The organism is Halosimplex marinum (assembly GCF_051414075.1).
Classification (GTDB): domain Archaea; phylum Halobacteriota; class Halobacteria; order Halobacteriales; family Haloarculaceae; genus Halosimplex; species Halosimplex marinum.
In genome coordinates this window covers 122,646-147,680 of the sequence record NZ_JBLKNY010000002.1, presented here as the reverse complement: position 1 = coordinate 147,680, position 25,035 = coordinate 122,646, and the positions used below count along the sequence as shown (strand labels likewise).

Annotated in this window: 26 protein-coding genes, 1 tRNA gene and 1 pseudogene; 17 read left to right on the top strand and 11 right to left on the bottom strand. The window is 68.7% G+C overall.

Going from position 1 to position 25,035, the window contains the following annotated elements; translation table 11 throughout:
- Both ACMGFI_RS01010 and ACMGFI_RS01005 read right to left on the bottom strand, forming a co-directional pair.
- Positions 1–493: hypothetical protein (locus ACMGFI_RS01010; RefSeq protein ID WP_436906723.1), on the bottom strand; the 493-nt coding region annotated here is incomplete at its 3' end.
- Between the two features lie 203 nt (positions 494–696).
- On the bottom strand, positions 697–1,317 hold the full coding sequence (locus tag ACMGFI_RS01005; RefSeq protein WP_436906722.1) for a hypothetical protein: 621 nt from the start codon (positions 1,315–1,317) through the stop codon (positions 697–699).
- 116 nt (positions 1,318–1,433) lie between these two features.
- Here ACMGFI_RS01005 and ACMGFI_RS01000 point away from each other — a divergent pair, with 116 nt between their 5' ends.
- Both ACMGFI_RS01000 and ACMGFI_RS00995 read left to right on the top strand, forming a co-directional pair.
- Positions 1,434–2,360 carry an LLM class oxidoreductase gene (locus tag ACMGFI_RS01000; RefSeq protein ID WP_436906721.1) on the top strand — a complete coding sequence of 309 codons (927 nt, stop codon included), beginning with the start codon at positions 1,434–1,436 and terminating at the stop codon, positions 2,358–2,360.
- A 129-nt stretch (positions 2,361–2,489) separates the two neighbouring features.
- Entirely contained in the window at positions 2,490–3,209 is a 720-nt protein-coding gene (locus tag ACMGFI_RS00995) for an RraA family protein (protein WP_436906720.1), read from the top strand.
- A 43-nt stretch (positions 3,210–3,252) separates the two neighbouring features.
- Here ACMGFI_RS00995 and ACMGFI_RS00990 read toward each other — a convergent pair whose 3' ends face one another.
- Positions 3,253–3,378 carry a hypothetical protein gene (locus ACMGFI_RS00990; RefSeq protein WP_436906719.1) on the bottom strand — a complete coding sequence of 42 codons (126 nt, stop codon included), beginning with the start codon at positions 3,376–3,378 and terminating at the stop codon, positions 3,253–3,255.
- Positions 3,379–3,454: 76 nt separating this feature from the next.
- Positions 3,455–4,912 (bottom strand): sulfatase family protein, encoded by a 1,458-nt coding sequence (locus ACMGFI_RS00985; RefSeq protein WP_436906718.1) that lies wholly within the window; start codon positions 4,910–4,912, stop codon positions 3,455–3,457.
- Between the two features lie 258 nt (positions 4,913–5,170).
- Between ACMGFI_RS00985 and ACMGFI_RS00980 the strand changes: the two genes are divergently transcribed.
- A complete protein-coding gene (locus ACMGFI_RS00980) occupies positions 5,171–6,469 on the top strand; it encodes a DUF6199 family natural product biosynthesis protein (RefSeq protein WP_436906717.1) in 1,299 nt (432 codons plus the stop codon).
- A 52-nt stretch (positions 6,470–6,521) separates the two neighbouring features.
- Here the strand turns inward: ACMGFI_RS00980 and ACMGFI_RS00975 are convergent, their stop codons facing one another.
- Positions 6,522–8,132 (bottom strand): long-chain-fatty-acid--CoA ligase, encoded by a 1,611-nt coding sequence (locus tag ACMGFI_RS00975; RefSeq protein WP_436906716.1) that lies wholly within the window; start codon positions 8,130–8,132, stop codon positions 6,522–6,524.
- A 158-nt stretch (positions 8,133–8,290) separates the two neighbouring features.
- Here ACMGFI_RS00975 and ACMGFI_RS00970 point away from each other — a divergent pair, with 158 nt between their 5' ends.
- The 10 genes and pseudogenes from ACMGFI_RS00970 (at position 8,291) to ACMGFI_RS00925 (ending at position 12,464) form a co-directional block, all read left to right on the top strand.
- On the top strand, positions 8,291–8,647 hold the full coding sequence (locus ACMGFI_RS00970) for a YgaP family membrane protein (protein ID WP_436906714.1): 357 nt from the start codon (positions 8,291–8,293) through the stop codon (positions 8,645–8,647).
- Positions 8,648–8,889: 242 nt separating this feature from the next.
- Positions 8,890–9,550 (top strand): annotated as a pseudogene (locus ACMGFI_RS00965) (site-specific integrase).
- Between the two features lie 108 nt (positions 9,551–9,658).
- Positions 9,659–9,970 (top strand): MarR family transcriptional regulator, encoded by a 312-nt coding sequence (locus ACMGFI_RS00960; RefSeq protein ID WP_436906713.1) that lies wholly within the window; start codon positions 9,659–9,661, stop codon positions 9,968–9,970.
- Complete coding sequence (locus ACMGFI_RS00955; protein WP_436906712.1) at positions 9,960–10,382, top strand: hypothetical protein; 423 nt, start codon at positions 9,960–9,962, stop codon at positions 10,380–10,382. Before ACMGFI_RS00960 ends, ACMGFI_RS00955 begins: the two co-directional genes overlap by 11 nt.
- The gene (locus ACMGFI_RS00950; RefSeq protein WP_436906711.1) at positions 10,382–10,612 is read left to right on the top strand and encodes a hypothetical protein; all 231 of its coding nucleotides are present in this window, start codon (positions 10,382–10,384) and stop codon (positions 10,610–10,612) included. The genes ACMGFI_RS00955 and ACMGFI_RS00950 overlap by 1 nt, the downstream gene beginning before the upstream one ends.
- Positions 10,609–10,938: a helix-turn-helix domain-containing protein gene (locus ACMGFI_RS00945; RefSeq protein WP_436906710.1), complete on the top strand. Its 330-nt coding sequence runs from the start codon at positions 10,609–10,611 to the stop codon at positions 10,936–10,938. The genes ACMGFI_RS00950 and ACMGFI_RS00945 overlap by 4 nt, the downstream gene beginning before the upstream one ends.
- Before the next feature lie 37 nt (positions 10,939–10,975).
- Positions 10,976–11,161 (top strand): hypothetical protein, encoded by a 186-nt coding sequence (locus ACMGFI_RS00940; protein ID WP_436906709.1) that lies wholly within the window; start codon positions 10,976–10,978, stop codon positions 11,159–11,161.
- A 2-nt stretch (positions 11,162–11,163) separates the two neighbouring features.
- Positions 11,164–11,364, top strand: a complete 201-nt coding sequence (locus ACMGFI_RS00935) for a sigma factor-like helix-turn-helix DNA-binding protein (RefSeq protein WP_436906708.1) — start codon at positions 11,164–11,166, stop codon at positions 11,362–11,364.
- Positions 11,357–11,728, top strand: coding sequence for a DUF7343 domain-containing protein (locus ACMGFI_RS00930; RefSeq protein ID WP_436906707.1), 372 nt, complete (start codon positions 11,357–11,359; stop codon positions 11,726–11,728). The genes ACMGFI_RS00935 and ACMGFI_RS00930 overlap by 8 nt, the downstream gene beginning before the upstream one ends.
- Positions 11,718–12,464 (top strand): hypothetical protein, encoded by a 747-nt coding sequence (locus ACMGFI_RS00925; RefSeq protein ID WP_436906706.1) that lies wholly within the window; start codon positions 11,718–11,720, stop codon positions 12,462–12,464. Before ACMGFI_RS00930 ends, ACMGFI_RS00925 begins: the two co-directional genes overlap by 11 nt.
- A gap of 680 nt (positions 12,465–13,144) precedes the next feature.
- Here ACMGFI_RS00925 and ACMGFI_RS00920 read toward each other — a convergent pair.
- Positions 13,145–13,218: transfer RNA gene (locus ACMGFI_RS00920), tRNA-Phe, on the bottom strand.
- A 389-nt stretch (positions 13,219–13,607) separates the two neighbouring features.
- Between ACMGFI_RS00920 and ACMGFI_RS00915 the strand changes: the two genes are divergently transcribed.
- From ACMGFI_RS00915 to ACMGFI_RS00900, 4 genes are read left to right on the top strand one after another with little or no spacing between them, the layout of a single operon-like run.
- Positions 13,608–16,550 (top strand): transglutaminaseTgpA domain-containing protein, encoded by a 2,943-nt coding sequence (locus ACMGFI_RS00915; RefSeq protein ID WP_436906705.1) that lies wholly within the window; start codon positions 13,608–13,610, stop codon positions 16,548–16,550.
- Complete coding sequence (locus tag ACMGFI_RS00910; RefSeq protein ID WP_436906704.1) at positions 16,550–17,233, top strand: DUF7269 family protein; 684 nt, start codon at positions 16,550–16,552, stop codon at positions 17,231–17,233. The genes ACMGFI_RS00915 and ACMGFI_RS00910 overlap by 1 nt, the downstream gene beginning before the upstream one ends.
- A complete protein-coding gene (locus tag ACMGFI_RS00905; RefSeq protein ID WP_436906703.1) occupies positions 17,230–18,684 on the top strand; it encodes a DUF58 domain-containing protein in 1,455 nt (484 codons plus the stop codon). The genes ACMGFI_RS00910 and ACMGFI_RS00905 overlap by 4 nt, the downstream gene beginning before the upstream one ends.
- Positions 18,677–20,404: a DUF7519 family protein gene (locus ACMGFI_RS00900; RefSeq protein ID WP_436906702.1), complete on the top strand. Its 1,728-nt coding sequence runs from the start codon at positions 18,677–18,679 to the stop codon at positions 20,402–20,404. The genes ACMGFI_RS00905 and ACMGFI_RS00900 overlap by 8 nt, the downstream gene beginning before the upstream one ends.
- Before the next feature lie 49 nt (positions 20,405–20,453).
- On the opposite strand, the gene ACMGFI_RS00895 is transcribed toward ACMGFI_RS00900, so the two are convergent.
- From ACMGFI_RS00895 to cofD, 5 genes are all read right to left on the bottom strand, one after another.
- Positions 20,454–21,413, bottom strand: a complete 960-nt coding sequence (locus tag ACMGFI_RS00895) for an AAA family ATPase (protein ID WP_436906701.1) — start codon at positions 21,411–21,413, stop codon at positions 20,454–20,456.
- A 350-nt stretch (positions 21,414–21,763) separates the two neighbouring features.
- Positions 21,764–22,342, bottom strand: a complete 579-nt coding sequence (locus ACMGFI_RS00890; protein ID WP_436906700.1) for a DUF447 domain-containing protein — start codon at positions 22,340–22,342, stop codon at positions 21,764–21,766.
- Positions 22,339–23,184, bottom strand: a complete 846-nt coding sequence (locus ACMGFI_RS00885; RefSeq protein WP_436906699.1) for a triphosphoribosyl-dephospho-CoA synthase — start codon at positions 23,182–23,184, stop codon at positions 22,339–22,341. The genes ACMGFI_RS00890 and ACMGFI_RS00885 overlap by 4 nt, the downstream gene beginning before the upstream one ends.
- The gene (locus ACMGFI_RS00880; RefSeq protein WP_436906698.1) at positions 23,181–24,035 is read right to left on the bottom strand and encodes a tRNA-dihydrouridine synthase; all 855 of its coding nucleotides are present in this window, start codon (positions 24,033–24,035) and stop codon (positions 23,181–23,183) included. Before ACMGFI_RS00880 ends, ACMGFI_RS00885 begins: the two co-directional genes overlap by 4 nt.
- Positions 24,032–25,024 carry a 2-phospho-L-lactate transferase gene (gene cofD / locus ACMGFI_RS00875; RefSeq protein ID WP_436906697.1) on the bottom strand — a complete coding sequence of 331 codons (993 nt, stop codon included), beginning with the start codon at positions 25,022–25,024 and terminating at the stop codon, positions 24,032–24,034. The genes ACMGFI_RS00880 and cofD overlap by 4 nt, the downstream gene beginning before the upstream one ends.
- Positions 25,025–25,035 lie beyond the last annotated feature (11 nt).

Genomic DNA, 25,035 nt, shown 5'->3' with positions numbered 1-25,035 from the left:
GACCGGAGTGTTGCCGTGACTGCTGGCCGGTGTGCTGTCGGGACTGCTGACCACCCTGGGGCTGGCCACCAGCTCGCGGTCGCCGCTCCGGCGACATCGCGCCGCGCTCTCGCTGGTGTTCGGAGCGCTCGCGCTGGGGCGGCTGGACGTAGTCGCTCTCCGCGCCGCCCTGGGGGTGTTGTGTCCGGCTGGTGCTCCGCTGGCGGCGGTCGCGGTCGGCGCGGCGCTCCCGGTCGGTCGCCCCCCAGTCGACGCGCTGGGCGTCCCCGCCGCCGAAGTGGCGGCCCACCTGTTCGCGCTGCTGGCCGCCGGCCTGCTGGCGGTTCCCGCCCTGCCGGTGCTGGCGTGTGCCCTGCGAACCGCCCCCTGTCTCGGTCGGCTGGCCGGTCTGTCGGTACTGGTCGGCGTTCTCGGCGCCGCGGCGGTGCTCGCCCCGCCGCTGCTGGCGGTCGTGCGTCTGCCGGTCGGAGTCGTGCTGGTGAGTGTGATGCATGCGGATCGCCGGGCGCGAACCCGGCGACGGAGGTCCGGCCGGCCGCCGGAAATAGGACCGACTCCGTTTTCCGGGCGCGCGCGGACCCCGCGGGGATAACCCGGTCTTATCCGACTACAGGCCGGATCTCGGTCGCGATCCGGGCGCCGCCGCCACGGTAAGCAGCGGGTACCGTCGCGGCGGGGAAGCGCGGACCGACCGTCTCAGTCGAGCACGCGCCGCCGCTCGGTGAACGTCGCGTTCCCGCCGCCCCAGCGGACCGCCGTCTCGATGCGGACCCGGCCGTCGTTGCGGACGACGCGGAACAGCTCACCGAGCGACAGCTCGATCCTGGCGGTCCGCTCGGCCGACGCGTTCGTCGAGAGGTTCCCGAAGCGGTGGTCCCGGGTCCAGATCCGGCTGTCGGCCGCGAAGATCCGCGTCTCTGCGGTGACGTTCCGGATCGTCTCGTTGCCGGTGTTCGTGACGTTTGCCGTCACCCGGCGACAGCGGTCGCCGCACCTTCGGACCCGCGTCACGTCGAGGTCGACGACCCCCGTCTCGTTCGGCCGGGTCACCGTTGTCCCGTTCGACGGGGCGGCGTCGCTCCCGTTGCCGGGCCGAGGGGTGAGGACGCTCGCGTCCGGATCGATGCCGTTCGCGTCCGAGCCGACGCTGTTCGCGTCCGGGTCGGTGTCGCTCGCGGGCGCCCCGCCGGAACTCGCGGGCCCGGCGGCGGCGACCCCGGCCCACGCGAGCGACGCGACGACCGCGAGCGCGACGGCAATCGGTATCGACCACGAGCCGGTCGGTTCGGCGCCGGTCCGTTTCTCGGTGCGGGTCACACGGGCGTTCGGGGAGGGCCGGGGAAGTGCGACCGGCCGGCATCGACAGGGGGTCGCGTGTCGCTCGCAGGGCGAGACCGGGAGGTTCTCCACGGGGTCGGCCCAACGGGCGACCGATGACCGACCACGCGAACCGCGGGTACCGCCGGATGTTCGACGACGACTTCTCCGTCGGGCTGTTCTTCCCGATCACGACCGCCGACGGGCCGGTCCCGCCGCTGGGCGAGCAGACCGACCTCGCGGCCCACGCCGAGGAACTGGGCTTCGACGCGCTGTGGTTCCGCGACGTGCCGCTGTTCTGGCCGAAGTTCGACGACGCCGGCCAGGTCTACGACCCCTGGGTGTTCCTCTCGCACATCGCCGCGAACACCGACGACGTGGCGCTGGCGACCGGCAGCATCGTCCTCCCGCTGCGCCACCCCCTCCACGTCGCCAAGGCCGCGGCGTCGGTCGACCGGCTGTCCGAGGGGCGGCTCGTCCTCGGCGTCGCGAGCGGCGACCGGCCGCCGGAGTACCCCGCCTTCGGCGTCGACGAGGACGACGCCGGCGAGCTCTTTCGGGAGAGCGTCCGGACGCTCCGGACGGTCTGGGCCGAGGAGTACCCCGAGATCGACACCCCCTTCGGAACGCTCGACGGGTCGATGGATCTCTTGCCGAAGCCGACGACCGAGACGCTGCCGTTGCTGGTGACCGGCCACGCCGGCCAGTCCCCGGAGTGGATCGGCGAACACGGCGACGGGTGGGTCTACTACCAGCGGACTGCCGAGGACGTGGCCGAGCAGGTCGACGAGTGGCGTTCGGTGGCGGGCGAGAAACCGTACGTCCAGGTGCTACACGTCGCCCTCGCCGAGGATCCGTCGGCCGGCCCGGAGCGCATCCACCAGGGGTACGCCGCCGGGACGGACTGGCTCCGCGACCACGTCCGGGACCTGCGGGACGCGGGGGTCGACCACGTGATGGTCAACGTCCGACAGACCGACCCCGACCGGGACGTTCGGGCGGTCCTCGGCCAGTTCGCCGACGAGGTGCTGACCGAGCTCTGAGCGTAGGGGGAGCGGCCGCTGGACCGGTTGCGGGCGCCGGCCGCGGCCCGAGCCACCTGTTACCCCGGCCCAGTCTGCCGCTAGGGACACCCTTTTTCCCGCGTATCGAGTCCCCACGAGGGAACCCAGATGACGCTCACACCCGAGAAGCGCGACCGCCTGGAGAATCTCCACAGCGCCCTGATCAACGACATCACCGACGAGATGGGCATCGACGACAACGTCATCCCCGGCACCCGCATCCGCCCGGTCTGGTCGAAGGAGCCGACCGTCGGGACCGCTCACACGGCCCAGCGCGTCGATATCGGCTACGCCGAGGGTGAGTGGGACCCCGAGGACGGCGACGACGGCGAAGACGAGGCCGTCGAGGACGACCGCGACGCCGAGGACATCGACTTCTTCCAGTACCTCGAAGCGACCGACGAGGGCGACTTCGTCGTCATGGCCGCGCCGAAGGACACCGAGGTCGGGCTGTGGGGCGAACTCCTGAGCACCATCGTCCAGGAGAACGGCGCGACCGGCGCGCTCATCGACGGGCCGACCCGCGACTCGACGATGATCGAGGAACACGAGTTCCCCGTCTGGTCGGACGGTCACAGCGCCATCGAGTCGTTCGGCCGCGTCAGTTTCCGCGAGTGGGACGTGCCCGTCGAGGTCCACGACGTGACCATCGCGCCGGGCGACGTGATATTCGCCGACTACCAGTCCATCGCCGTCATCGACCCCGACATCGTCGACGAGGTGCTGGAACGCGGCGAGGAGGAACTGGAGCAGGAGAACAACGTCCGTTCGGACATCCGCGACGGCGACAGCGTCTACGAGGTGTGGGACCGCTACGGCACGCTGTAGTGCCGGGGCGTTTTCGCGGCGGGTGAACCGACCGCCTCATCGCTCACAGGTCGAACACCCGCGCCGCGACGCCGGCCAGCAGGATCAGCCCGCCCAGGACGAACGTCCCGGGGACGGGGAGGACGAACACGAGCGCGCCGGCCACGAGGATCTTCGTGGAGAGTCTCATCGCGGCCCCGAGTAGTGCCCGCGGACGGGTATGGGTTGTGCCGGGGCTGCGCTCCGCGGAGCGCTCCCGCGGTCGCTCACTGGAGGTACCCCAGCTGTTCGAGCCGCGCCTTGCGCTCGGCGCCGATGGAGACCGACCCGCGCTCGCCGGCCGTCTCGACGGAGTCCAGCCAGTCGTCGAGCGCGTCGGTCAGGTCGGCGACGACCGCCGGGTGGGACTCGGCCACGTCGGTCGTCTCGCCGGGGTCGGCCTCGAGGTCGTACAGCCGCTCGGAGCCGTCCGAGCCGCGGACCAGCTTGTGCTCGTCGGTCCTGATGGCCCGCAGCGACCGGTCGTACGTCCGGAGGTCGTCGGGGACTCGACCGAGGTTGCGTTCGAGCGCGGCCATCGACGGCTGCGGCGCCACGTACTCGCTGACGACGAACTCACGTGACGGGGTCCCGGCGTCGGGGTGGAAGGAGGTGCCGTGGAACCGCTCGCGAACGTCGGGGGCCTCGATGCCCGCGGCGTCGAGCAGCGTCGGCGGCAGGTCCATCAGGCTCACGAGGTCCTCCAGGTCCGACCCGCCGGTGAACGCGCCGCCGTGGAGGACCAGCGGCACGCGAACGAGCGTGTCGTAGAGGCAGTACTGGTGGTCCATCAGGCCGTGGTCGCCGACGTTCTCGCCGTGGTCGGCGGTGACGACCAGGACCGTGTCCTCCCACTCGCCGGCGGCCTTCAGGGCGGTCCGGAGCGCGGCCAGTTGCTCGTCGAAGTAGGTGATCTCGCCCCGGTAGAGCGCCCGGAGGAGGGCGAGGTCCCGCTCCGAGAGGTCCAGATCGCCAGCGAGGAACTCCCACGGCTCCTGGGGCACCTCCATCGCCTCCTCGTAAGTGGCGTCCCCGGGGAGGTGGCGCTCGGTCGTCTCGCGTGGCGGGCGGTACTCCAGGTGCGGTTCGAGGTAGTTGACCAGCAGGAAGAACGGGTCGTCGCTCGACCGGTCGGTCAGCCAGTCGGCGATCCAGCTCGTCGACCGCTCGGCGCCGTCGTCGGAGCGGTCGCGGACGAACTGCCGGTAGAGCGTGTTGGCGGCGTTGACGAGGGGGTTGCCGTCGAAGAGCTTCCGCGCGACGAGGCGGGCGCGACTCTCCTCCGTCTCGTCGACGAGCTCGGAGAGGGCGTTGTCGGACTGGACGAGTTGCCACATCTGTCGGAACTCGTCGAAGCCGCGGTCGAAGCCCGACTCGGCGCTGAGCCAGGTGTTGTTGGAGACGCAGACGGTCTCGTAGCCCGCCGCGCGGAACGGTTCGGGCAGGACGGGCAGGCGGTCGTCCAGTCGCTCGTGGTCGGCGTGGGCGCCGTGTGCCGAGGGCGGCGCCCCGGTCAGCAGCGAGGCGTGGGAGGGGAGCGTCCACGGGGCCGCCGAGACGGCCTGCGTGGCGCGGGTCCCCGAGGTGGCGAGCTCTGCGAGCGTCGGCGCGACCTGCGAGTCGTAGGCGTCGTCGACTCGCGTGGTGTCGGCGACGACGACGACGACGTTCGGCTGTGCGGCCATTGTCGCCCGGACTTGGCGGGGAACGCCGATAGCAATTGGCCGCTTACTTCCGGCGGTTTCGGCCGTTTCACCGCGGCGGTCACGCGGGTTCGGTACCGGTGGCTTACCATCGCGGACCGCGACCACCCGATCCCCGCCGCGCGGGCGTCGCGTCCGGTAGGAGCGACTTACGCCCGGCGCAGGAACACCTCCGTGGCCGGGCGCTCCGCCGGTCGTCCGTCCGAAGCCAGTAAGTGTTCGAGACGATTACTCGCCCGCGTGCTCAGCCCTCCATCCCGGGAACACGCCCGATACGGCGTCGTCTGTCTCCTCGCGGTCGCCGCCGCGGCGACCGTCGCGGCGACCAGCCTCCCGACAGCGGCGACGGCTGCGACGGACGGCGCGTCGCCACAGTCGGCGACCGCGACGCAGGCCGAGTGTTTCGACGCCGACTACGACCCGCCCGACCTGGCGCCCGACTGGTCGGCGACGTTCACCGACGGCCTCTCGACCGAGTCGCTCGACCGATGGACCGGCGGGCGGGTCGCTCCGGTCGGCGCCGGCGGCGACTGCTCGCTGTTCGTTGCGGGCGGCGAGCGCGCGACGCTGTCGGCGGCGACCGTCGACGGGTCCGGCGGCGTCGTCGCCGGCACGCTCGACCTCGGGGCGAACGGGTCGCTCCGCCTGGTCGACGCGGGCGGCGAGTCGACCGCGGCCGGCACGGAGACCGACGCGACGACCGCCGCGGGAACGCCCGCGGGGACATCGGTGACGACCGCCGCGACCGACACCGGGACGGCCGGACCGTCCCCGACCGCGACGCGTTCGGCGGTTACCGCGACGGCCGACTCAACCGTGACGACGGACCGGGCCGCGACGACCGCCCGGAGCGGGACAGCTGATTCGACCACGACCGCGACGGACGGCGACGCTCCGGCGGTCGCCATCGAGAACCGCGGCCCCGACTTCTCGACGGAGGCGGTCGTCGCCGTCGGGAATCGGTCCCGGAGCGTCACGCTCCCCTCGGGCCGGTTCTTCGAGTTCGCGGTCGCTCGGACCGCCGGCGGCGAGGTGCGCGTCGCCGTCTGGGATCCAGGACAGCCGTGGGACGGGGAATGGGACGCGACGTTCGACTCGGTCCCCGAAACCGAGTGGCGCGTCCGTCTCGACGGCCGGGCGTTCCTCGACGGGATCGCGGTCGGCGTCGGTGACCGGCTGACGCCGACGGCCGAGCCGCCGGTCGTCGGCGGCGACGACACCCCCACGCCGACGGAGGACCCGCTCCCGAACTTCCCCGACGAGGGACCGGATTCCGGGTTCGAGGACCCGGAGTCCGAACGCTCGGGGAACTCCGCCTTCGGGTCGACCCTCGTCGGCCTGGTCGTGGTCGCCGTCGGAGCGGTCATGGTCCGGTACGCCTACGGGATATCCCGGTTCAGCGAGCAGTTGGACGCCATCGGGAGCACGACGCCCGCTCACGAGGTCGAACCCGCCGCCTGGAACGTCGCGCTGACGAAGATCGGGGGCGGCCTCGTGATCGCCTTCGGGCTCTACCTGATCGTCTCCGGCTTCCTGTGAGGGTGCGGGGGGTCGGGCGCCCCCGGGGTCACCCTCCGTCGACCGCGCGGTCCTACCCCTCGCCCACCATGCGGTCCTCGTCGTCCCACTCCTGTGCGCGCAGTTCGTACTTCTGGACCTTCCCGGTCGCGGTCGTCGGGAGGTCGTCGACGAACTCGACGGCGCGAACGACCTTGTAGCTCGCCAGGCGCTCGCGGGTGAACGAGGCCAGTTCGTCTTCGAGCGCGCCGGGGTCGTCGGGCTCCCCGTCGGGGACGACGAACGCCTTGGGCTTCTCGCCCCACTCGTCGCTCGGGGCCGGGATCACGGCCACGTCCGAGACGGCGCCGTGTTCGAACAGCGCGTCCTCCAGCTCGATCGAGGAGATGTTCTCCCCGCCGGAGACGATGATGTCCTTCTTGCGGTCCTGGATGGCGATGGCGCCGTCCTCGTCGACGGTCGCCAGGTCGCCGGTGTGGTAGTACCCCTCGGCCCGCTCGGAGAAGGCCGCCTCCGTGACTTCCGGCTTGTTCCAGTAGCCCTCCATCACCTGATTGCCGCGGACGACGACCTCGCCGATGGTCTCGTCGTCGCGGGGCACGTCCTCGCCGTCCTCGTCGACGACGCGGACCTCCGTGCCGAGGTAGCCGATGCCCTGGCGCTTCTTGACGGCGAACCGGTCGGAGCTGTCGTCGTCGAAGTGCCGGCGGGCGTCGGAGGTGGTGATGAGGGGACCGGTCTCGGTCGCGCCGTAGACGTGCTTGAGGTACCAGCCGAACTCCTCCTCGACGGTGCGGATGGTCGCCTCCGGCGGCGCGCTGCCGGCGGTCGCGACCCGCACGTCGGCCTCGCCCGTCGTCGCCGGGTCTTCCGCCTCGTAGTGGTCGATCAACCGGTTGAGGACCGTCGGGGCACAGCAGAGATACGATACGTCCTCGGCGGCGACGGCGTCGAATATCCGTTCGGCATCGACACCGCGGGTACAGACGTGGGTCGCGCCCAGCCCCGTGATCGCGTAGATGTGGCCCCAGCCGTTGACGTGGAACATCGGCAGCGTCCACAGGTACGTGTCGTCGTCGCGGATCTCCTGGTGGACCGAGACCAGGTAGGCGTGCAGCGTCTCGGTGCGGTGGGTTCGCATCACGCCCTTCGGGTCGCCCGTCGTCCCCGAGGTGTAGTTGATCGTGATCACGTCGTCCTCGTCCATCTCCGGGCGGTCGACTTCGCCGTCGGCGGCGTCGAGGAGCGCGTCGAAGTCCTCCCAGTTGCCGTCGACCACGTCGGCGCCGTTCGTCACGAACGTCTCCGTCGGCACCTCGTCGCGGATCGGTTCGATCTTCCCGGCGTACTCGCGGTCGGCGTAGATGGCGTCGACCTCCGCGTCGCTCAGGATGTACGCGAAGTCGTCGGGGGTCAGCCGGTAGTTCAGCGGCGTGTGGACCGCGCCCAGTTGCATCGCCCCGTAGGCGGCTTCGAGGTGGTAGTGAGTGTTCGGGTCCAGCACCGCGACGCGGTCGCCCTTCCCGATGCCCCGCTCGGCCAGCGCCGCCGAGAAGCGGTCGACTCGCTCGCCCAGCTCGTCGTAGGTGAACCGTTTCCCGGTCGTCGCCACGACCGCCTCGTCGTCGCCGTAGTGGCGCCGCGCGCGGTCGAGGAAGTCCGTCACCAGCAGTGGCTTGTGCATTCTATCGCCTCGGACCCCGATATCGGCCGGTGTCCACATAAATTGGATGTTCGATTATGTTGGATTCCGGCCGCCGGCCGGCCGCACAGGTCCCGACTACCGCCGCGCCGGGACACGGGACAGACGGGTACAAGGGGACGGAGTGCGTTGTGGCGCGTATGGACCCGACGCAGTCGGACGACGGCAACGGTCGTATCGCGCGCGCACTCCTCGCCGCCGGCCTGGGTGCGGCCGCCCTCTGGTCGCTCCGCAAGGGGAAGCGACTCCGCGGCGCCCTCGCCGGGCTCGGTGCCGTCGCGCTCGGCTACAGCGCGACGAGCGACGACGGCCTCGAACAGGTCGGCGACGAACTCGACATCGACGGGCTGACCGACGACGCCGGGAGCGCGACCGCGGACGAGGACGGTCACCTCCGCTGTGCGGCCTGCAGCGAGCCCATCGTCGCCGGCCAGATCCGCGTCCCTAACGAGGACGACGAAACCGTCCACGAGACCTGCCTCGAAGCGACCGCCTGAGTCGGCGGTTCCGTTTTCCGTACGTCGCGCAACCGGACGAGCGTTGCATCCATCGCCCCTCCGAACGGGCGCGGAACAGTGGCCGCGTCTCGCCGTCGAAGTTCCGAAAAGGGGGATGCCGCCTCCCGGATTTGAACTTCCGAGAGACTTCGTTGCGCTTGTCTCTCGACTCCCCGCTCGTTGCGCTCACGGGGACGGGGACAGCTCGTCCGACGCTCATGGGGGCTTCAGTGAGAGAACCCATGACGAACGAACTCGAACCCATCTCGCCTGCTGAGGCGAAGGAGATGTACCTCGAAGCACGGAAGCGAGAAGTATCGCAGTCGACCCTCGATGGCTACCACTATCGACTCAAGCACTTCATCCGGTGGTGCGAGAACGTCGAGGGGATCGAGAACATGAACGACCTCTCCGGTCGGGATCTACAGCGATTCAAGACCTGGCGGAGGGACGACGGAAATCTCAAACCCATCTCGCTTGAGGGGCAACTCGACGCGCTCCGGATCTTCATTCGTTGGTGCGGATCCATCGACGCGGTTGAGCCGGACCTTCACGAGAAGTTCGAGGCGCTGATGCCCGACCTCAAGAATACTGACGAGCAGAGCGAGAGCATCCTCGATACCGATCAAGCCCAGGCGCTTCTCGAATATCAACGGAAGTTCCAGCACGCGTCTCGCCCGCACGTCATTATCGAAATATGGTGGATACAGCAAGTGCCCGATTAACGTCTCGCCCCATGATATTCGGCGAGGCTCAATCACCCACTTTCTGACCGAGGACGTGCCCGAGAAGGTGGTCTCTGACAGGATGAATGTGGGGCAGGACGTACTCGACAAGCACTATGATAAGCGCAATGAGGCGATGAAAGTTGAGCAGCGGCGTGGATATCTCGAAAATATTTAATCCATTACAACTTAACTCCTCTTTTTGGATAGAAATCCAGTCACCTAATCAGTAACCGAAGTTAGGTCTAGGATAATATTAATAAGGACTTGGTCAAAGTTAGGTGTAATGCCTGACACCTCAGAACAATCACTGTTGTTGGCCTTAGATACTCACGAAGAACTTTTTGAGAAGATTAACTCGCTATTAACCAGCGAGAATTACCTGAGAGTCCTGATGGTCGTTGAGGAGGGCAAACTTCGCAAACAGATGGCTGAAGAAGCTGGCGTATCAACGGGAACGGTTTCAAATGCTATAGCTGAACTGCAGGAATTTGGATTGGTAGAAGAAACTGATGAAGGCTATCAGCGCACACTTCCTGTTCTAGGTCATCCCATTGTCCAGCACTTATTCTGGGAGGAGGCAGTTGATGATGCCTGATGATGACATCATTGATGTCCTAAAGGATATCCGACAGTGGGTGAAAGTAATCGGATTGCAGCAATCCAAACCTGTGTTAGAAGATGCTCTCAGCGATGAAGATGAGGAAAGACAACGCGACCTGCGAATTACATTCCACTTCACCAATGGTAACAATGGTAGGCGTGCCATCGCTGAAAAGATATCATATTCGCGTGGGTGGGTTCGAGATCGCCAAGAAGAATGGTCGAATATGGGGTTAATTGAGAGAAATGGGTCGAATGACCAATACCAGCATATTATCAGCCTGGAAGAGGCCGGCATAGAAATTCCTGAACCTCGGAAAACTGAATCAGAAGAACAAGAGGAAAACGAGAATAGAAGGACTGAGGAGAAGCCTCAAGAAGAAGCTGAACTCACCGATTACGAATAATGAGTGAAGAAACCAAAGAACTTCTCGAAAGTATCGATAATCGATTGAAGTGGCTAAAACTTGAAGTAGAGAGCCAATTCGATGATGGCGCGACAAACAAGGAGAAGATTCGAATGCTGTATCAGATGGGGTTTGATAATTCGGAAATGGCTGAAATTGTTTACACGACTGAGGCGAGTATCCGGTCTTCCCTCTCTGACCTAGACAACGAGGGAGTGATTGACGGATGACGGACGAAGAGGTACTAAAGGAACTGAAAACGATTAGGACTCTATTGGCAATGGACAAAGGGGAAGAGTTGGAGGAATTGACTACAGATTTATCGAATATCCAGCGGCATATTTTGGATATGCTACACTATTCGGAATGGAGGCCTATCTCGACCTCTGAGGTTTCTGATGAACTGGACGTAGGGAATACAACCGTTCGAGAACACCGCTATGAACTCGAAGATAAGAATCTAATCAATAAGCGTGGGGAGAAAAGAGGTGCAGAGTATAGGAAAACTGGATTACTACGTGCAGCAGAATCACTTGGTATGTTGAAAGATAACTAGATTAATAAAGTATTGTTCTCTTACCTCTGTCAGACACATGGCTGATGAAGACTTGCTTCGAGAGCAAAATGAACTGCTTAAAGCCCTCGTTTGCCTGACGTTGGAAGAGCAGATCTCTTCGACAGAAGAAAAAGCAGCATTCCTTGATCAGTTTGACTTCACCCACGGCGAAATTGGTGAAATCCTCGACCGTGACCGGAGCACCATTAGTGGTTACCTATGAGTATGGAAGTTGACCAGTTGGAGCGGGTCGAGAAGCTGCTCGCACTGAATTTAATCCAGGATAAGCAGGATAAAGAAGCTGTGTTGCTCCTCTACCGAGCCGACTACAATTCCGCTGAGATCGGTGAATTTCTCGGAATTAGTGCAAGCACTGTGAGAAACAAGATTAGCAAGTTGCGCAACGAGGGAAAAATCAATGACTGAAAGCAATGAGACTCAGAGGGACGTTAAGCGTCTCAAATGGCACGTGGAGAACATCGATAAAAAGTTGGATATGATGGTGAGAGGGGATGCTGACGTGATGGAAGCTATCGCTGATGTATTCCGAGATGACGAAATGCTCTGTAAAGTATACTTGGCTGTGAACGGAGAGCGGACTCAACAGGAGATAGCGGATGAAGTAGGTACATCTAATGCAACAGTCTCCCGAAAAATTAGTACCTTATCTGATCATAGTTTAGTATGGAAGAAAGATTATGACGATGGGATCATATATCAGAAGGATGAACTGCACGAGACTCTTCGACTGGACCAGAAAGTGACCCCTGACGGTTGGAATGACGAATGACGAATATTTCAAGTCGGTAAGGGGAACAATTTTAGAACGGATAAATAAAGAAGGTTATCAGGACTATGACGATTTTTCAACTATTGCAGCCAAAACCGTTACAGAAGGAGATTCAACAAATATACGCCAAGATAGATTTAAAAAGGAAGTTTCGAGCCATGCAACCGGGTTCTTCCGGTTCAATCAGGTTGAAGATCGGAGCCGATTTCTGGAATTAGTTTTCTCAGATATAGAGGGGTTGACTGAAACCTCTACTAAGGGGGACCCCCGTCAGATATACATCGAGGATATCGACTCATTTTCAGATGCAGCAGAGGTTGAAGCATCTGATTTAGAAATTGATGACCGCCTAGAGATATCTGAGGAAGAAGTAAAAAATCGGCTACGGGAGATCATTAATGAACCATTTACTCAAGCTGATTGGGGAGGGGAACAAAACGACCTGTTCACTTCTGAGGTCAGACTGAATGACGACCGCGTTGATACTGCTTTCATGCTTAAGGGCCCAAGTGTTAGCGGTGAGATGTATGTGAGTGATGCAGGTAAACGAGGTGACCAGGTACAACGACTTTTTGAATCACCCGCAGATTTGTTTATAGTTCAGTTCAATGGGAAGTTCGAGGATCGACTGATTAAGCACATTAAAGAACAGGCGGAAGTAGCAAATGCGGGCTATTACTGCATAATGAATGGGACTGATACTGCCAGGGTGCTTGAGGCGTATGATTTGCTATGATGTAGCAATTTTAGGTGACTAGGTAAGATATTTACCAAATTGGGAATATCGACCGGCTCTCCCAAATCCGCCTCTACGTGTTTCGCGGGCTCATTCAATGTAGCCCACAGTAGGAGAATCGGAATGCAGAACAATCCAAACTCAGACATGAATCGTACTCAAGTCTGTCATGACTGCTCCTTACGGTTAGGAAAGAAGATGCAAAAGGTGCGCAGATCACTCGGGTTGAATCCAAATGGACAGGAAAAGACCTCGCGCGACAGATAATCTTGATAATCGACATCGTAAATTCAGAACCACCCAAACGAGACTGAGAAGACACATTTCGCTGAGGCACAGTACTCGCAAGAGCGCGTAGACTCCGATATGATCGGCACTAATGAAATCCAATGATTCCCCTTACTTGGTCTATCAAGCCAGTCTCACGGCGGGTATGAGCTGCTAAGGGGAGAGTGAGAATTTAGAGGAGACCAGAACCTCCTTGCAGGGCAGTTCCGAGAATCAACTACACCGAGTACGAGGCACGAGTAACTACAAGGGTCCCCCGCGTCAAATATGATCGAAGCGCCTGAAGGCGTCGGGGCGCGAGTGGAATCATGGTCAAATCTAATCGGACTCTCAGGCAGATAATCGCCGTAAGGTATTGCTGTCTGCCGAATGTTGTCCGAGTAGAAACGGGATGCCGCCTCCCGGATTTGAACCGGGGACAGCTCGATCTTCAGTCGAGTGCTCTCCCAGTCTGAGCTAAGGCGGCTCGCAGTCGGGCGTATCTCCGAGTGCGGGGAGGGGAGAAAAAAGGATTTCGAAAGCCGGACCGACCGGTCGGTTCGCTGACGGGGTCAGGGGAGAAAGAGGTCGGCGGAGTCGAACTCGGCGCCGCAGTCGTCGCAGACGTAGGTCGTGCCGTCGGTCGTGCTGACGTGCCCGCTGCACTCGGGGCAGGTGGAGCCGTCTATCATGGCCGCCCTTCTCTCGGCGGGACACATAGCCCTTGCGCGTCCCGCGGCGGTCGCGGGAAACCGGCGGAGTCACCCCGAGGCGAACGTGTGACCACGAAGTATTTGTTTCCGGCACCCTACCCAACGGTGAATGCATCGCCCGGAGTGGACCGTTTCCGCCCGCCCTCCCCGCCGGGGCTGACCGATGAGCGACGCCGACGAGCGCTTCGAGTTCGGCGGTCCGGGCCCGTCCCGCGAGTACGGGGTCGTGACGCTCGCGGCCGTCTGCGTCGTCGCGGCGGTGCTGGCGACGGCGCTGGTCCCGGCGGCCGCCTCGGTCGGGCTGGACGGCGCGCCCGCCGAGTCGCTGATCCCGTTGCCGCCCGGCGCGGACGAACGGTCGGGCGACAGCGGAGGCGGGGCGGGCGGGGCCCCCGGCGGGAGCGGGTTCGGCGCGCTGAACGTCGGCAACAGCACGTCCGTGGGCGGGCCGATCGGGGAGAGCGGAGCGAGTCCGTTCCGCTCGCAGGACACGGAGGTCCACTTCCGGGTGCGGAGCCAGGAGTCGAACTACTGGCGGACGGGGGCGTACGACACCTACACGGGGAGCGGGTGGTCCCGTTCCGGGCCGAGCGACGCGACGGCGCCGGTCGAAGGAGAGGAGACCCGGTACCGCGTCGAACTCGTCCAGGCGGCGAGCGCGGCGCCGACGGTGTGGCGGCCGACCGATCTGGAACGGGCCGAGGGCGTCTCGCTCACCGAGGGCGGGTTGGCCCGGGCCGACGACCGGCTGTCGGCGGGGGCCAGCTACGTCGGGGTGAGCCGGACGCCGCCGCGGGATCCCGAGGTTCTCCGGGCGACCGGGCGGGACTATCCCGACGATATCGAGCGGCGGTACACGCGGCTGCCGCCGAGCGCGGCGGTGTCGCTGCGGCCGTTCACGAACAACGTCACGGAGGGGGCCGAGAACCCCTACGAGACGGCGACGCGGATCGAGGAGTGGCTGGAGACCAACAAGGAGTACTCGCTGAACGTCTCGCGGCCGTCGGGCGACAACGTCGCCCGGGAGTTCATCACGGAGATGGAGGCGGGCTACTGCGAGTACTTCGCGACGGCGATGGTGACGATGCTGCGTTCCCAGGAGATCCCGGCGCGGTACGTCGTCGGCTACTCGACGGGCCGGCAGGTCGGCGCGAACACGTTCCAGGTGCGGGCGATGAACGCCCACGCGTGGGTCGAGGTGTACTTCGAGGACGTGGGCTGGGTCCGCTTCGACCCGACGCCGGGCGCCGAGCGGCTCCGCGCCGAGCAGTCGGCCTACGAGGAGAGCGACGCGCCGGGCGAGTACGCGCCCCAGGAGGAGGGTAGTCCCGGCGAGACATTCTCGGCCGAACCCGCGGCGGAGGGGCCGGTGACGCGACCGCCGGCCCCACCGGGCGCAGGGACCGAACCGGGGGAGACCCCGCCGCCGGATCCCGCGACTCCGTCCGAGCCGAGGGAGACGCCGACGCCGGGCGGGTCCGGAGACTCGCCGGAGAGCGCCTACGACGTGTCGCTCAACCGCAGCGCCGTCCCCGGGACCGTCGTCGAGGTGACAGTCGAGGCGGGCGCTCAGCCGGTCGAAGGCGCGGCGGTCGCGTTCAACGGGGAACTGGTCGGCTGGACCGACCGGGACGGGACGGTCGCGGGCCGCGTCCCGTTCGCCGAGAACCTGACGGTCACCGTCTCCGGCGGGACGACGACGGGGTCGGACGTTCGGGCCAGCGGACCGGCGGCGCTGGACGAGCCGGCGGCGCCCTCGGCGTCCGCGAGCGGGTGGTTCGCCGACCGGAAGGCGACGGCCGTGTCGAACGCGGTAGCGGACAACGCCTCGGGCCGGGAGTCGAACGACGCTTCGCGCCGGGAATCGACCAGCGCGTCGCGCCGGGGGGCGGCCAACGACACGTCGCGGTCGTTCGACGTGGTGACGGACGCGACGCTGTCGGTCTCCGGCGACGTGCGCACGGGCGAGACGGTGCTCGTGACGGCGACGGTCGACGGCGTGGCGCTCCCGAACGCGACCGTGACGGTCGCCGGCGACCCGGTCGCGCGGACGGACGCCGACGGCCGGGCGAGCGTCCCGCTCCCGGCCGAGCCGGGCAACGTCACCCTGCGAGCCGTCCGCGACCCCGTGGCGGGCAACCGGACGCTGGAACTCGGCGCGCTGACGGTCGCGGCGGACCCGCTCTGGCCGCTCCCGGTCGCAGGCACGCCCGTCGAGGTGACGGCCGAACTCGGCAACGAGTCGGTCGCCGACGCCCCGGTCCGCGTCGGCGGCGAGCGCGTCGGGTCGACCGGCGTCGACGGCACGTTCGCGGCCGCGCTCCCCTTCGAGTCGTCCGCGTCGGTGACCGTCGCGGCGAGCGGACAGACCGCGACGACGACGGTCGCGAACCCGCTGGTCAACGCGGTCGGTCTCGCGGTCGGGACGCTCGCGCTGGTGGGGGCCGCGGCGGTCGGCGCCGCCCGGCGGTCGTTCGACCCGCGAGCGGTCCCGCGGCGGCTCGCACGGGCGCTCGGCGGACTCGCTCGGTGGGCGGTCCGGGCGTTCGTCGGCGGTGCCGTCGCGGCGGCGACCCGTATTCGGCTGACGCTCGCGAGTCTCCGCGCGCTGGTCGCGGGCGAGCGCTCGCCCGCGGAACTGCTGGCGGCCCTGCGCGCCTGGATCGCGGCCCGGGCGCGGCGGGCCCGGCGCGGCGCGCCCGGGGCGACCGCGGCCGGCGGCGAGTCGACGACTGACGCGGAGGGCGAAACTGCGGACGACGCCCACCTGACGATCCGGGAGGCGTGGGGGCGGTTCCTCGGGCACGTCTCCGTCCGGCGGCCGTGGACGAAGACGCCGGGCCAGCTGGCCGACCACGCCGTGACGGCCGACGGTCTCCCCCGGGAGCCGGTCGCGACGCTGCGCGACGAGTTCCGGGCCGTCGAGTACGGCCCCCGGTCGCCCGACGAGTCGGTCCCGGCCGTCGAGGCGGCCATCGAACGCATCGAGTCGGCGCTCGACACCGACAGCGAGGGAACCGGCGACGCGCCAACCGACGGACGGACCGGAACCGGTCCAGACAGTAGCTCCGGTGCCAACCCGAACCAGGGGTCGGGAGGGAACTGATGGGGAAGACGCTGCGCGCAGTGCTCGGCGGGCTCGGCGTCCTCGCGACGGTACTGGGGGCGCTCGCGGTCGCGGCCCCGTCGGCGGTGGCCGAGACCGAACCGCTCGCGACGCTCGTCGGCGCGGCCGCCGCGGTCGGGCCCCGGGACCTGTTCGTCGCGGGGAGCGTCGCGGTCGGGCTCTCGCTGTTGCGGGCGGCGGTCGCCTCCCGCGAGTCCCGCGTGGTCGGCGACCCGGCGGCGAGCCGGCGGTTCGCGGCGCTCCTCGCCGAGCAGCCCGAGAACGCGACCGCCGCCGAGGCGACGCTGGCGGCGAGCGAGTTCGACGAGGCGATCGAGCGGGCTGTCGGTGGCAACGACCGGGCGATCGGGACGGTCCGGGACCGCCTGCGGCGGCTCGCCGTCGCGCGGCTCGCCCGCGAGGGGTACGATAGCGAGGCGGCCGACCGCGCGGTCGCGGCCGGCGAGTGGACCGACGACCGCACCGCCGCGGCGTTTCTCGCCGGCGAGAGTGGCCCCGTGTCGACGCTCTGGTCGCGGCTCCGCCTCTGGGTCGACCCCGAGCGCGAGCGCGAGCGCCGGATCCGACGGACGGTCGCGGCGCTGGACGACCTCGCCGACCCGGAAACGAGCGACCGACAGGGGGCGAGCGCGGACGAGGCCGCCGGGGGCGAAGACTCGTGAGCCGCGAGCGCGTCTACCGCTGGCGGGTGGGCGCCGTCGCGGCGGGCGCGCTCGTCGCGCTCGGGCTGCTGTACGCGTCGCCGCTCCTGCTCGCGGCGACGGCGGTCCCGCTCTCGTACGTCGTCTACGGTGCCGTCTCGTCGGTGCCGGCGGACGCCGCAGTCAGGGTCGAACGGTCGCTCGCGGATGCGACGCCGCCGCCCGGCGAACGGGTGACGGTCCGGCTCACCGTCGAGAACGTCTCCGGGGCGACGCTGACGGACCTGCGCGCTATCGACGGCGTGCCGGACGACCTGGCGGTCGTCGACGGCTCGCCCCGGGGCTCGTTCGTCCTCCGGCCGGGCGAGTCGGCGACGGTCGCCTACGACGTGGTGGCCAAGCGGGGGGAGTTCGCGTTCGCGGACCCGGTCGTGCGCCTGCGGTCGCCGGGCGCGGGCCGGGTCGTCACCGAGACCGTCCCGGCGGCGGGCGAGCGGGAGCTGTCGTCGCTCGACCCGGTGTCGGCGGCGCCGGTCGGGTCGACGACCCCGCTGCGGACGGGCACGCACCCGACCGACAGCGGCGGCGAGGGCCTGGAGTTCCACTCGACGCGGGAGTACCGGCCGGGCGACTCGATCAGCCGCATCGACTGGCGCCGCTTCGCGAAGACGGGCGACCTCTCGACGGTGTCCTACCGGGAGGAGCGGGCGGTCCGGGTCGTCCTCGTCGTCGACGCGCGGCCGGTCGGGCGCGTCCGGCCCCGCGCCGGCGCGCCCACGGCCGCCTCGCTGAGCGGGTACGCCGCCGAGCGGATCTACGAGACGCTGGTCGACGGGGACGTGACGACGAGCGTCGCCGCGTTCGGCGTCGACGGGACCGATCCGTCGGTGCCGACCGGGGCGGGGACGGTCCCCTGGGTCGACGGCGGGGCCGACGACGCCACCGCGCTCGCCCGGTCGCTGTTCGACGCCGTCCAGCGCGTCGCCGACGGCCCGGAGGCCGGCAGTGGGGGACCCGGGGTAGTGTCGTCGGACCCCGGGCCCGCCGTCTCGGAGGGTGAGGCGGGGTCGATCGGTGTCGGGCCGGCCGCGGACGAGGAGGCGACCACGGGACGGCAAGGGGTCGAGTCGCAGGAACGGGCCACGCCCGACGGCGGGGCCGACGCCGTCGACGCCCTGCTCTCGCAGTTCCCGGCGAGGGCGCGGGTCGTCGTCGTGACGCCGCTGGTCGACGACTGGCCGGTCTCGTTCGTCCGCCGCCTGCGCCGCCGCGAGTACCCGGTGACGCTCCTCAGCCCGGGTGCGGCGAGCGAGGCGTCGCTGGGCGGGCGGGTCGCGGGCCACGAGCGCGACGTGCGGCTGGCGGACGTGTCGGCGGCCGGCGCGACCGCCGTCGACTGGGACCGCGACGAGCCGATCGAGGCGGCGCTGGCGACCGCACTGTCGCGGTTGCAGGGGGGATCCCATGGCTGACACGCGGGCTCGCGACGGGTCGGCCGGCGACGGGACCGCGGCGTCGGCGGACACGCCGACCGCGCCATCGGCGGACGCACCGACCGCGAAGGCGGCGTCGGACGCGTCGACTCACGCTGGCGCGTCGAACGGCCGGCCGACGAGGGCGAGCGCGGCCGTCGTCCTCGTCGTCGCGCTGGCGGCGGCCGTCGCGCTGATGGCGAGCGTCGGGCCGGCGCTGTCGGTGACCGTCGCGGTCGCGCACGCGGCGGCGTTCGCGGCGAGCCTGTGGCTGGTCGACCGCGAGCACTGGCGGGGCGCGGCGACCGTTGCGGCGGGCGTTCTTGCCCTCGGCGTGGGCGCGAGCTTCGCCTTCGCGGTGGGGTACGCGTTCCTCGACCTGCTCGCCGCCGCCTACCCGGTGCGGGAGGTGTCGCAGATCCGGCCCCGCGGCCTGCGGGTCGCCAGCGCGACCGCCGTCGTCCTCGGCGGGACGCTCGCCCTGCTCGGCGGGTTCGCGACCGTCACCGCCCGCCTCCGCCCGGAGACGGTGCGAGCCTACGCGAAGCTCGCGGTCAAGACGTTCGTCGTCCCGCTGCTGGTCGCCGCGGCCATGCTCCTGACCGCGCTGGTGAGCCGCCTCGGCGGGGCGAGCGAGGCGCCGGTGTTCGCACCGCTCGCGGAGCGCGTCGGCGGTATCGTCGGCGCCGTCGTCGCGCCGGTCCCCGGGCGGACGCACCTGCTCGCGTTCGCTGTCCTCGTCGCGGCGGCGTCGCTGTCGGTCGCACGCGGCGTCGACGCGCTGCCCGTCTCGGAGCTGTCGACGCCGCGAACGGACGACCGCGTCGAGGCGGCCGCCGAATCGGTCGTCCGCGCAGCTCGCCGGACGCTCGTCGTCACCGCCTTCGCCCTCCCGGTGACGCTCGTCGAGGCCCTCGTTCCGCCGGCAGAACTGCGGCTTCTGGTCTCTCCGGGCGTCTACGGCCTCCTCGCGGCGGTGACTGCGAGCCACGGGTTGCGCGCGTTGCTGCTCGCGACAGTCCTCGTCGCCGGCGGGACCGCCGCGGTGACCTGGCTACTCGGCCGCCTGGTGCGCGCGGACGCGACCGACGCCGTCGTCGCGCTCACGCCGTTCGTCGGCGGCGGCGCGGTCGTCGCGCTCGCCGTCGCGCTCCACGGGGTCGTCCTGGAACCGACGCTGTCGTTCGTCGCCGGGGCGCTCCCGGGCGGGTTCGAGACGGTCTTCGCCCGCCAGTCGGGCGCGGTCGTCGAGTTCTACGGGTCGCTCCCGGTCGTCGCGACGCTCGCGGCCGTCCTCGTCGGGATGACGGCGTTCCTGTCGGTCGCGCTCGCGCTGGTCGCCAGCGTCGGCGCCCTCCCGGAGTCGGCGCCCGGCCCGGCGCTCGCGGCCGTCGGCACGTTCGCCGCCGCCGCCTTCGCGGTCGGCGCGGGTGCCGGCCCGGGGCTCGTCCTCGGCGGTCTCGTCGCCAGCTTCGTCGTCTGGGACGCCGGCGAGTACGGCGCCGCCCTCGGCCGGGAGGTCGGGAGCGCCGCCGACACGCTCGCCCCGGAATCGGTCCACCTCGCCGCGACGCTCGCGGTCGGCGTCGGCGCCGCCGCCCTCGCCGCGGTCGTCCACCGGATCGCCGCGAACGCCGCGATCACCGACGTGACGACTGTCCCCTTCGCGCTCGCCGTCGTCGTCGCGGGACTCCTGTTGCTGGTCGCCGCGCTGCGGTAGCTCGGAGAAGCCGCGCTCGACGGGCGACGGACGAACCGACGCGACGGTCCTACCGCGCTTCGTCGACCGCCGGGACGGCCACTCGCTCCAGCACGTCGTCGACGACCGCGACGGGGTCGGCGTCGCGGACGCTCGCCTCCGTCGTCAGCACGAGCCGGTGGGCGAACGTCGCGTGGACGACCCCTCGCACGTCCTCGGGGACGACGTAGCTGCGTCCCTCGATGACCGCCGCGGCCCGCGCGGCCTCGAACAGCCGCTGGACGCCGCGCGGCGAGACGCCCACGTCGACGCGGTCGTCCTCGCGGGTCGCCCGCCCGAGTTCGACCACGTAGTCCCGGAGCTTCCCGTCCACGGAGACGGTCTCCGGGACCGCCTGCAGTTCCCCCACCGTCTCGGGGTCGACCACGGCGTCGACGCTCGGGGACTGGCTCGTGCGGTCGGCGCGGCGGTCGATCAGCGTCCGCTCGTCGTCGAAGCCGGGGTAGCCCATCGCGAGTTTGAACACGAAGCGGTCCCGTTGCGCTTCGGGCAGGCCGAAGGTACCCTCCTGTTCGATGGGGTTCTGCGTCGCGATGACGAAGAAGGGATCGGGCAGCGCCGTCGTCTCGCCGTCGACGGTGACCTGGCCCTCCCCCATCGCCTCCAGCAGCGCTGCCTGGGTCTTCGGCGGCGCGCGGTTGATCTCGTCGGCGAGGACGACGTTGGAGAAGACCGGCCCCGGCACGAACTCGAAGTCGCCGGTGGCCTCGTTGTAGACGTTCGAGCCCGTGATGTCCGAGGGCAGCAGGTCCGGCGTGAACTGGACCCGGGAGAACGACAGCCCGAGCGCGCTGGCGAACGACCGCGCGGTCAGCGTCTTCCCCGTTCCGGGCACGTCCTCCAGCAGGACGTGGCCCTGCGCGAGGACGCCCGTCAGGACCTGCTCCAGGAACCGGTCGTCGGCGATGACCGCCTCGCTCACCGCGTCGAGGATCCGCCGGCAGACCCGCCCCGCCTCGTCGTAGTCCATACACGCCGTCCGGGACCGTCCGACCAAATGCTTTCGGCCTCAGAGGCGGGCGAACTTGCGACCGCACGAGGACTCCGGCAGCAGACGGGGACGCCAGCACCGCAAACAGCGTGAAAGCCCCCTTTCATTCCCACCCGCGTCGGCTGGCCGGTCAGTCTGTGCGGGCGGGAATGAAAGGGGCGACGCGTTCGACGAAGCCCGACGAAGCAAGCACTGGAACGAGCGAAGCGAGTGAAGCGCGCAGCGAGGCGCGCGAGTCGAACGCGTCGGGGCTTTCACGCTGTTCGCGGTGATGGTTTCGTCTGCGGTTGCGGCAGAATCACCTGTTACGCGACTCTCTCGGCCTCCGACTACCACTCCGCGTCGACCAACTCTCCGATCCGGTCGAACGCGGCCCGTTCGCGCTCGCCGCCGGCGGTCTCGACGACGCTCTCGAAGTACGCCAGTCGGTCGAGCAACGTCCCGCGGTCGTAGCCCGGCACGTCCAGCCGCGAGGCTGCGACTGTGGCCTCGACGACCGCGTAGTATCCGCGGTTCGTGGTCGGGATCACCCGCCGCTCGACGCCGCTGTCGACCGGGTGGAGTTCCCACGTCACTATCTCTGTGTCGCCCTCGTGCTCGCTCCCGACGCGCTCGGCCTCGACCTCGACCCACGCGTCGGCGCCGTCGAGGACGGGCTCGTCGACCTCGTGGACCGAGAGCGCGGCGTCGACGAACGCGACGGGGTCGCGGGTGAACTGGACAGTCCCGCCGCCGCGCTCGCGGAAGTTGCGCCGGGTCCGGGTCCGGCCGTAGGTGCGCGCGGTGACCGGGTCGCCGGCGTGGAGGCCGAGCGCAGCGACGTTCCAGCGGTCGTTCGGCCCGAGCGTGGCGACGACCGACTCGACGACGCCCGAGAGTTCGACGGGCCAGCGGGTGTCCCCGGTCATATCTCGACCCCGCGCTCCAGCGCGACGAACAGCGCGGCGGCGACCGTATCGGCGGTCGTCCCGGGGTTGATCCCTTCGGCGACGAACTCCTCGGCAAGCTTGTCGGGATCGATCTCCCCGTCGAGCGCCGCCTGCGCGCGCTCGGTCGCCCGCTCGGCGGTCGCGCGGTCGTGCTGGGTGACGACGAAGGTGTCGACCCCGGCGGCCAGCAGTTCGAGGAACGCGTCGGCGGCGCGGTCGGTGACGGGCAGTTCGGAGTCGCCCGATTCGATGGACTCAGCGGCGGCGAACGTGCGCTCGAAGCCCTCGACCCACTCGCGGGCGACGCCGTCGCGGTCGGCCGACCGCTCCATGATGTCGGCGAGCGTGAGCCCGCGCTCCTCCAGGTCGGGGACGGCGTCGCTCCCGCGGCGCACGTCCAGCGCGGCCATGTCCTCCGGCGGGTCGTCGACGGCCACGTCGACCGCCTCGAACGCCCGGTAGAAATTCGCCGCGTCGTCGACGGTCGTGGACTCGACTAGCGCCGTCGCGCCCTCGGGCGAGAGCGTCCGGTCGTCGGCCCCCGCGGCGGCGACGAGCGGCAACTGGAGCAAGATTGCACCGAACTGGGTGTTGCCGCCGCGCTGCTCGCTCATCCCCTCGATAGCCCGGCGGAACGACTCGCCGAGCGGCTCGCCGTCGGCGGCCATCCGGAGCCCCTCTTGCGCCCCGACGGCGCCGGCGAGGAAGTGCTCGAACCGGAGGTCCTCGTACTCCCGGCGGCGGTCGACGTTGCCGGGTTTCGGGGTTCCCGCGACTTCGAGCAGGAGGGCCAGTTCGGCGTTCTGGGCGACGGTTCTCACGGCTGTGACCCTCCGCCTGTCGGCCGAGCGCGACGCCGGGGCTCGTCGCCGGGGTCGTCGTTCCCGTCGGGGTCGCCGGAGTCGTCCTCGAACCACTCGTCGACGGCGGCGCGGACCCGCCGGAGGACGCGCGGGTCGTCGCTCGGGCGGCCGACGCTCACCGCGTCGGCGCCGTACGCGAGGTACTCGCGGACCGTCTCGCGGTCGCGGACGCCGTTGTTCGCGACGACGAAGGTATCGGTCGCCTCGACCACGTCGGCGACCACGCCCTCGGAGTCCATCGCGTCGACGTGGACGATGTCGGCGCCCGCGTCGTCGAGTCGCGCGGCGATCGCGGGCAGGTCGACGCCGGCGAGTTCCGTCCGGACCTTCACGCTCACGGTCGCACCGGTCCCGGCGGCGGCCGCGACGTACTCGGCGAGCCGGTCGGGCTCGCGCAGCAGCGACTCGCCGGCGCCCGCGGCGCACATCTCCGACTGCCGGCAGTGGGCGTTGACTTCGAGGACGGCGCCCCGCCGGGCGCAGACTTCGGCGGCCTCGCGGACCGGCTCGGGATCGCTCGCGCGGACGTTGAACCCCGCCAGGAGCGGCGCGTCGGCCAGCGCGGCAAGCTGTTCGTCGACGAACGCCAGCGGGTCGACGGGGAGGAACTCCTCGCGGTCGCGGTCGACCATCTCGCGGGCAGCTTCCCGGGTCGGTCCGTCGAGCGCGATCCCGCCGAGGAAGGCCGCGCCGGCGAATCCCCCGGCGGCGCGCGCCCACTCGGCGTCCGACCGGCCGCTCAGGCTCGCCAGCGCCACGCGGGGCTCGAAGGGCGCAGTCGAGCTTGGATCGGTTCCGCGTCCGGTCATCGTACCGCCTCCAGCGCCTCGCGGGCGGCGCGGGCGACCCGCTCGGCGTCAGCCTCGTCGTCCATCCGGGTGTCCGTGCGGACGACCGGCCGGTCGAGGTCGGTGCCGTCGGCCTCGTCGAGGACGAACGCGTCGGCGAAGGGGTACGCCTCGGCGACCCCGGCGGTGCTGGCCTCGTAGCCTTCGGCCGCCATCAGGTCGTCGGCCGGCCCGGAGAAGACGGTGTCCTCGACGAACGGCGAGACGGCGACGACCGGCGTCTCCCCCAGTGCCTCGCGGACCCCGTCGAGCGCGAGCATCGGACCGAGACTCGTGATCGGGTTGGAGGGACCGATCACGACCGGGTCGGCCAGCGCGCCGAGGACGGCGTCGGTCGCGGTCGCCTCGGCGGCGCCGCGGAACTCCACGGACTCGATAGCCGGCTCGCCGCCGCGGGCGACCCAGAACTCCTGGAAGTGCATCGGTCCAGAGTCGGTGTGGACGATGGTCGCCACGGGGTCGTCGCTCATCGGCAGCAGGTCGACGGTCAGCCCGAACGCGTCGGCGAGGATCCGTGTCGCCTCCGTCAAGGTGTGGCCCTCGTCGATCAGGCTCGTCCGCGTGAGGTGGACGGCGCGGTCGGCGTCGCCGATGTGCATGAACTCGCCGACGCCGGAGAACCGGCGCCAGCGGGCGATATCGCGGCCCGCGGTCTGTCGCTCGTCGTCGAGATATCGGGGTTCGGTCCCCAGCCCGGCCGCCTCGGCGATGTCGACGAGTTCCCCGTGGGTTGTCGCGGAGTCGTCGGCGATGCCCCACCAGGTGTCCCGGTCGAGGCGCCCGCCCCGCAGGTAGAGGACGGTGTCCACGTCGGGACAGACGAGGTGGCCCCCCAGCTCCACGTCGTCGCCGGTGTTGCCGACGACGGCCGTGTCAGTGGGGTCGAAGACGGCGTCGGCGCCCGACAGGAGCTTCGGCGTGCCCGTCCCGCCGGACAGAAGCGTCACCATACCCCGGCGTA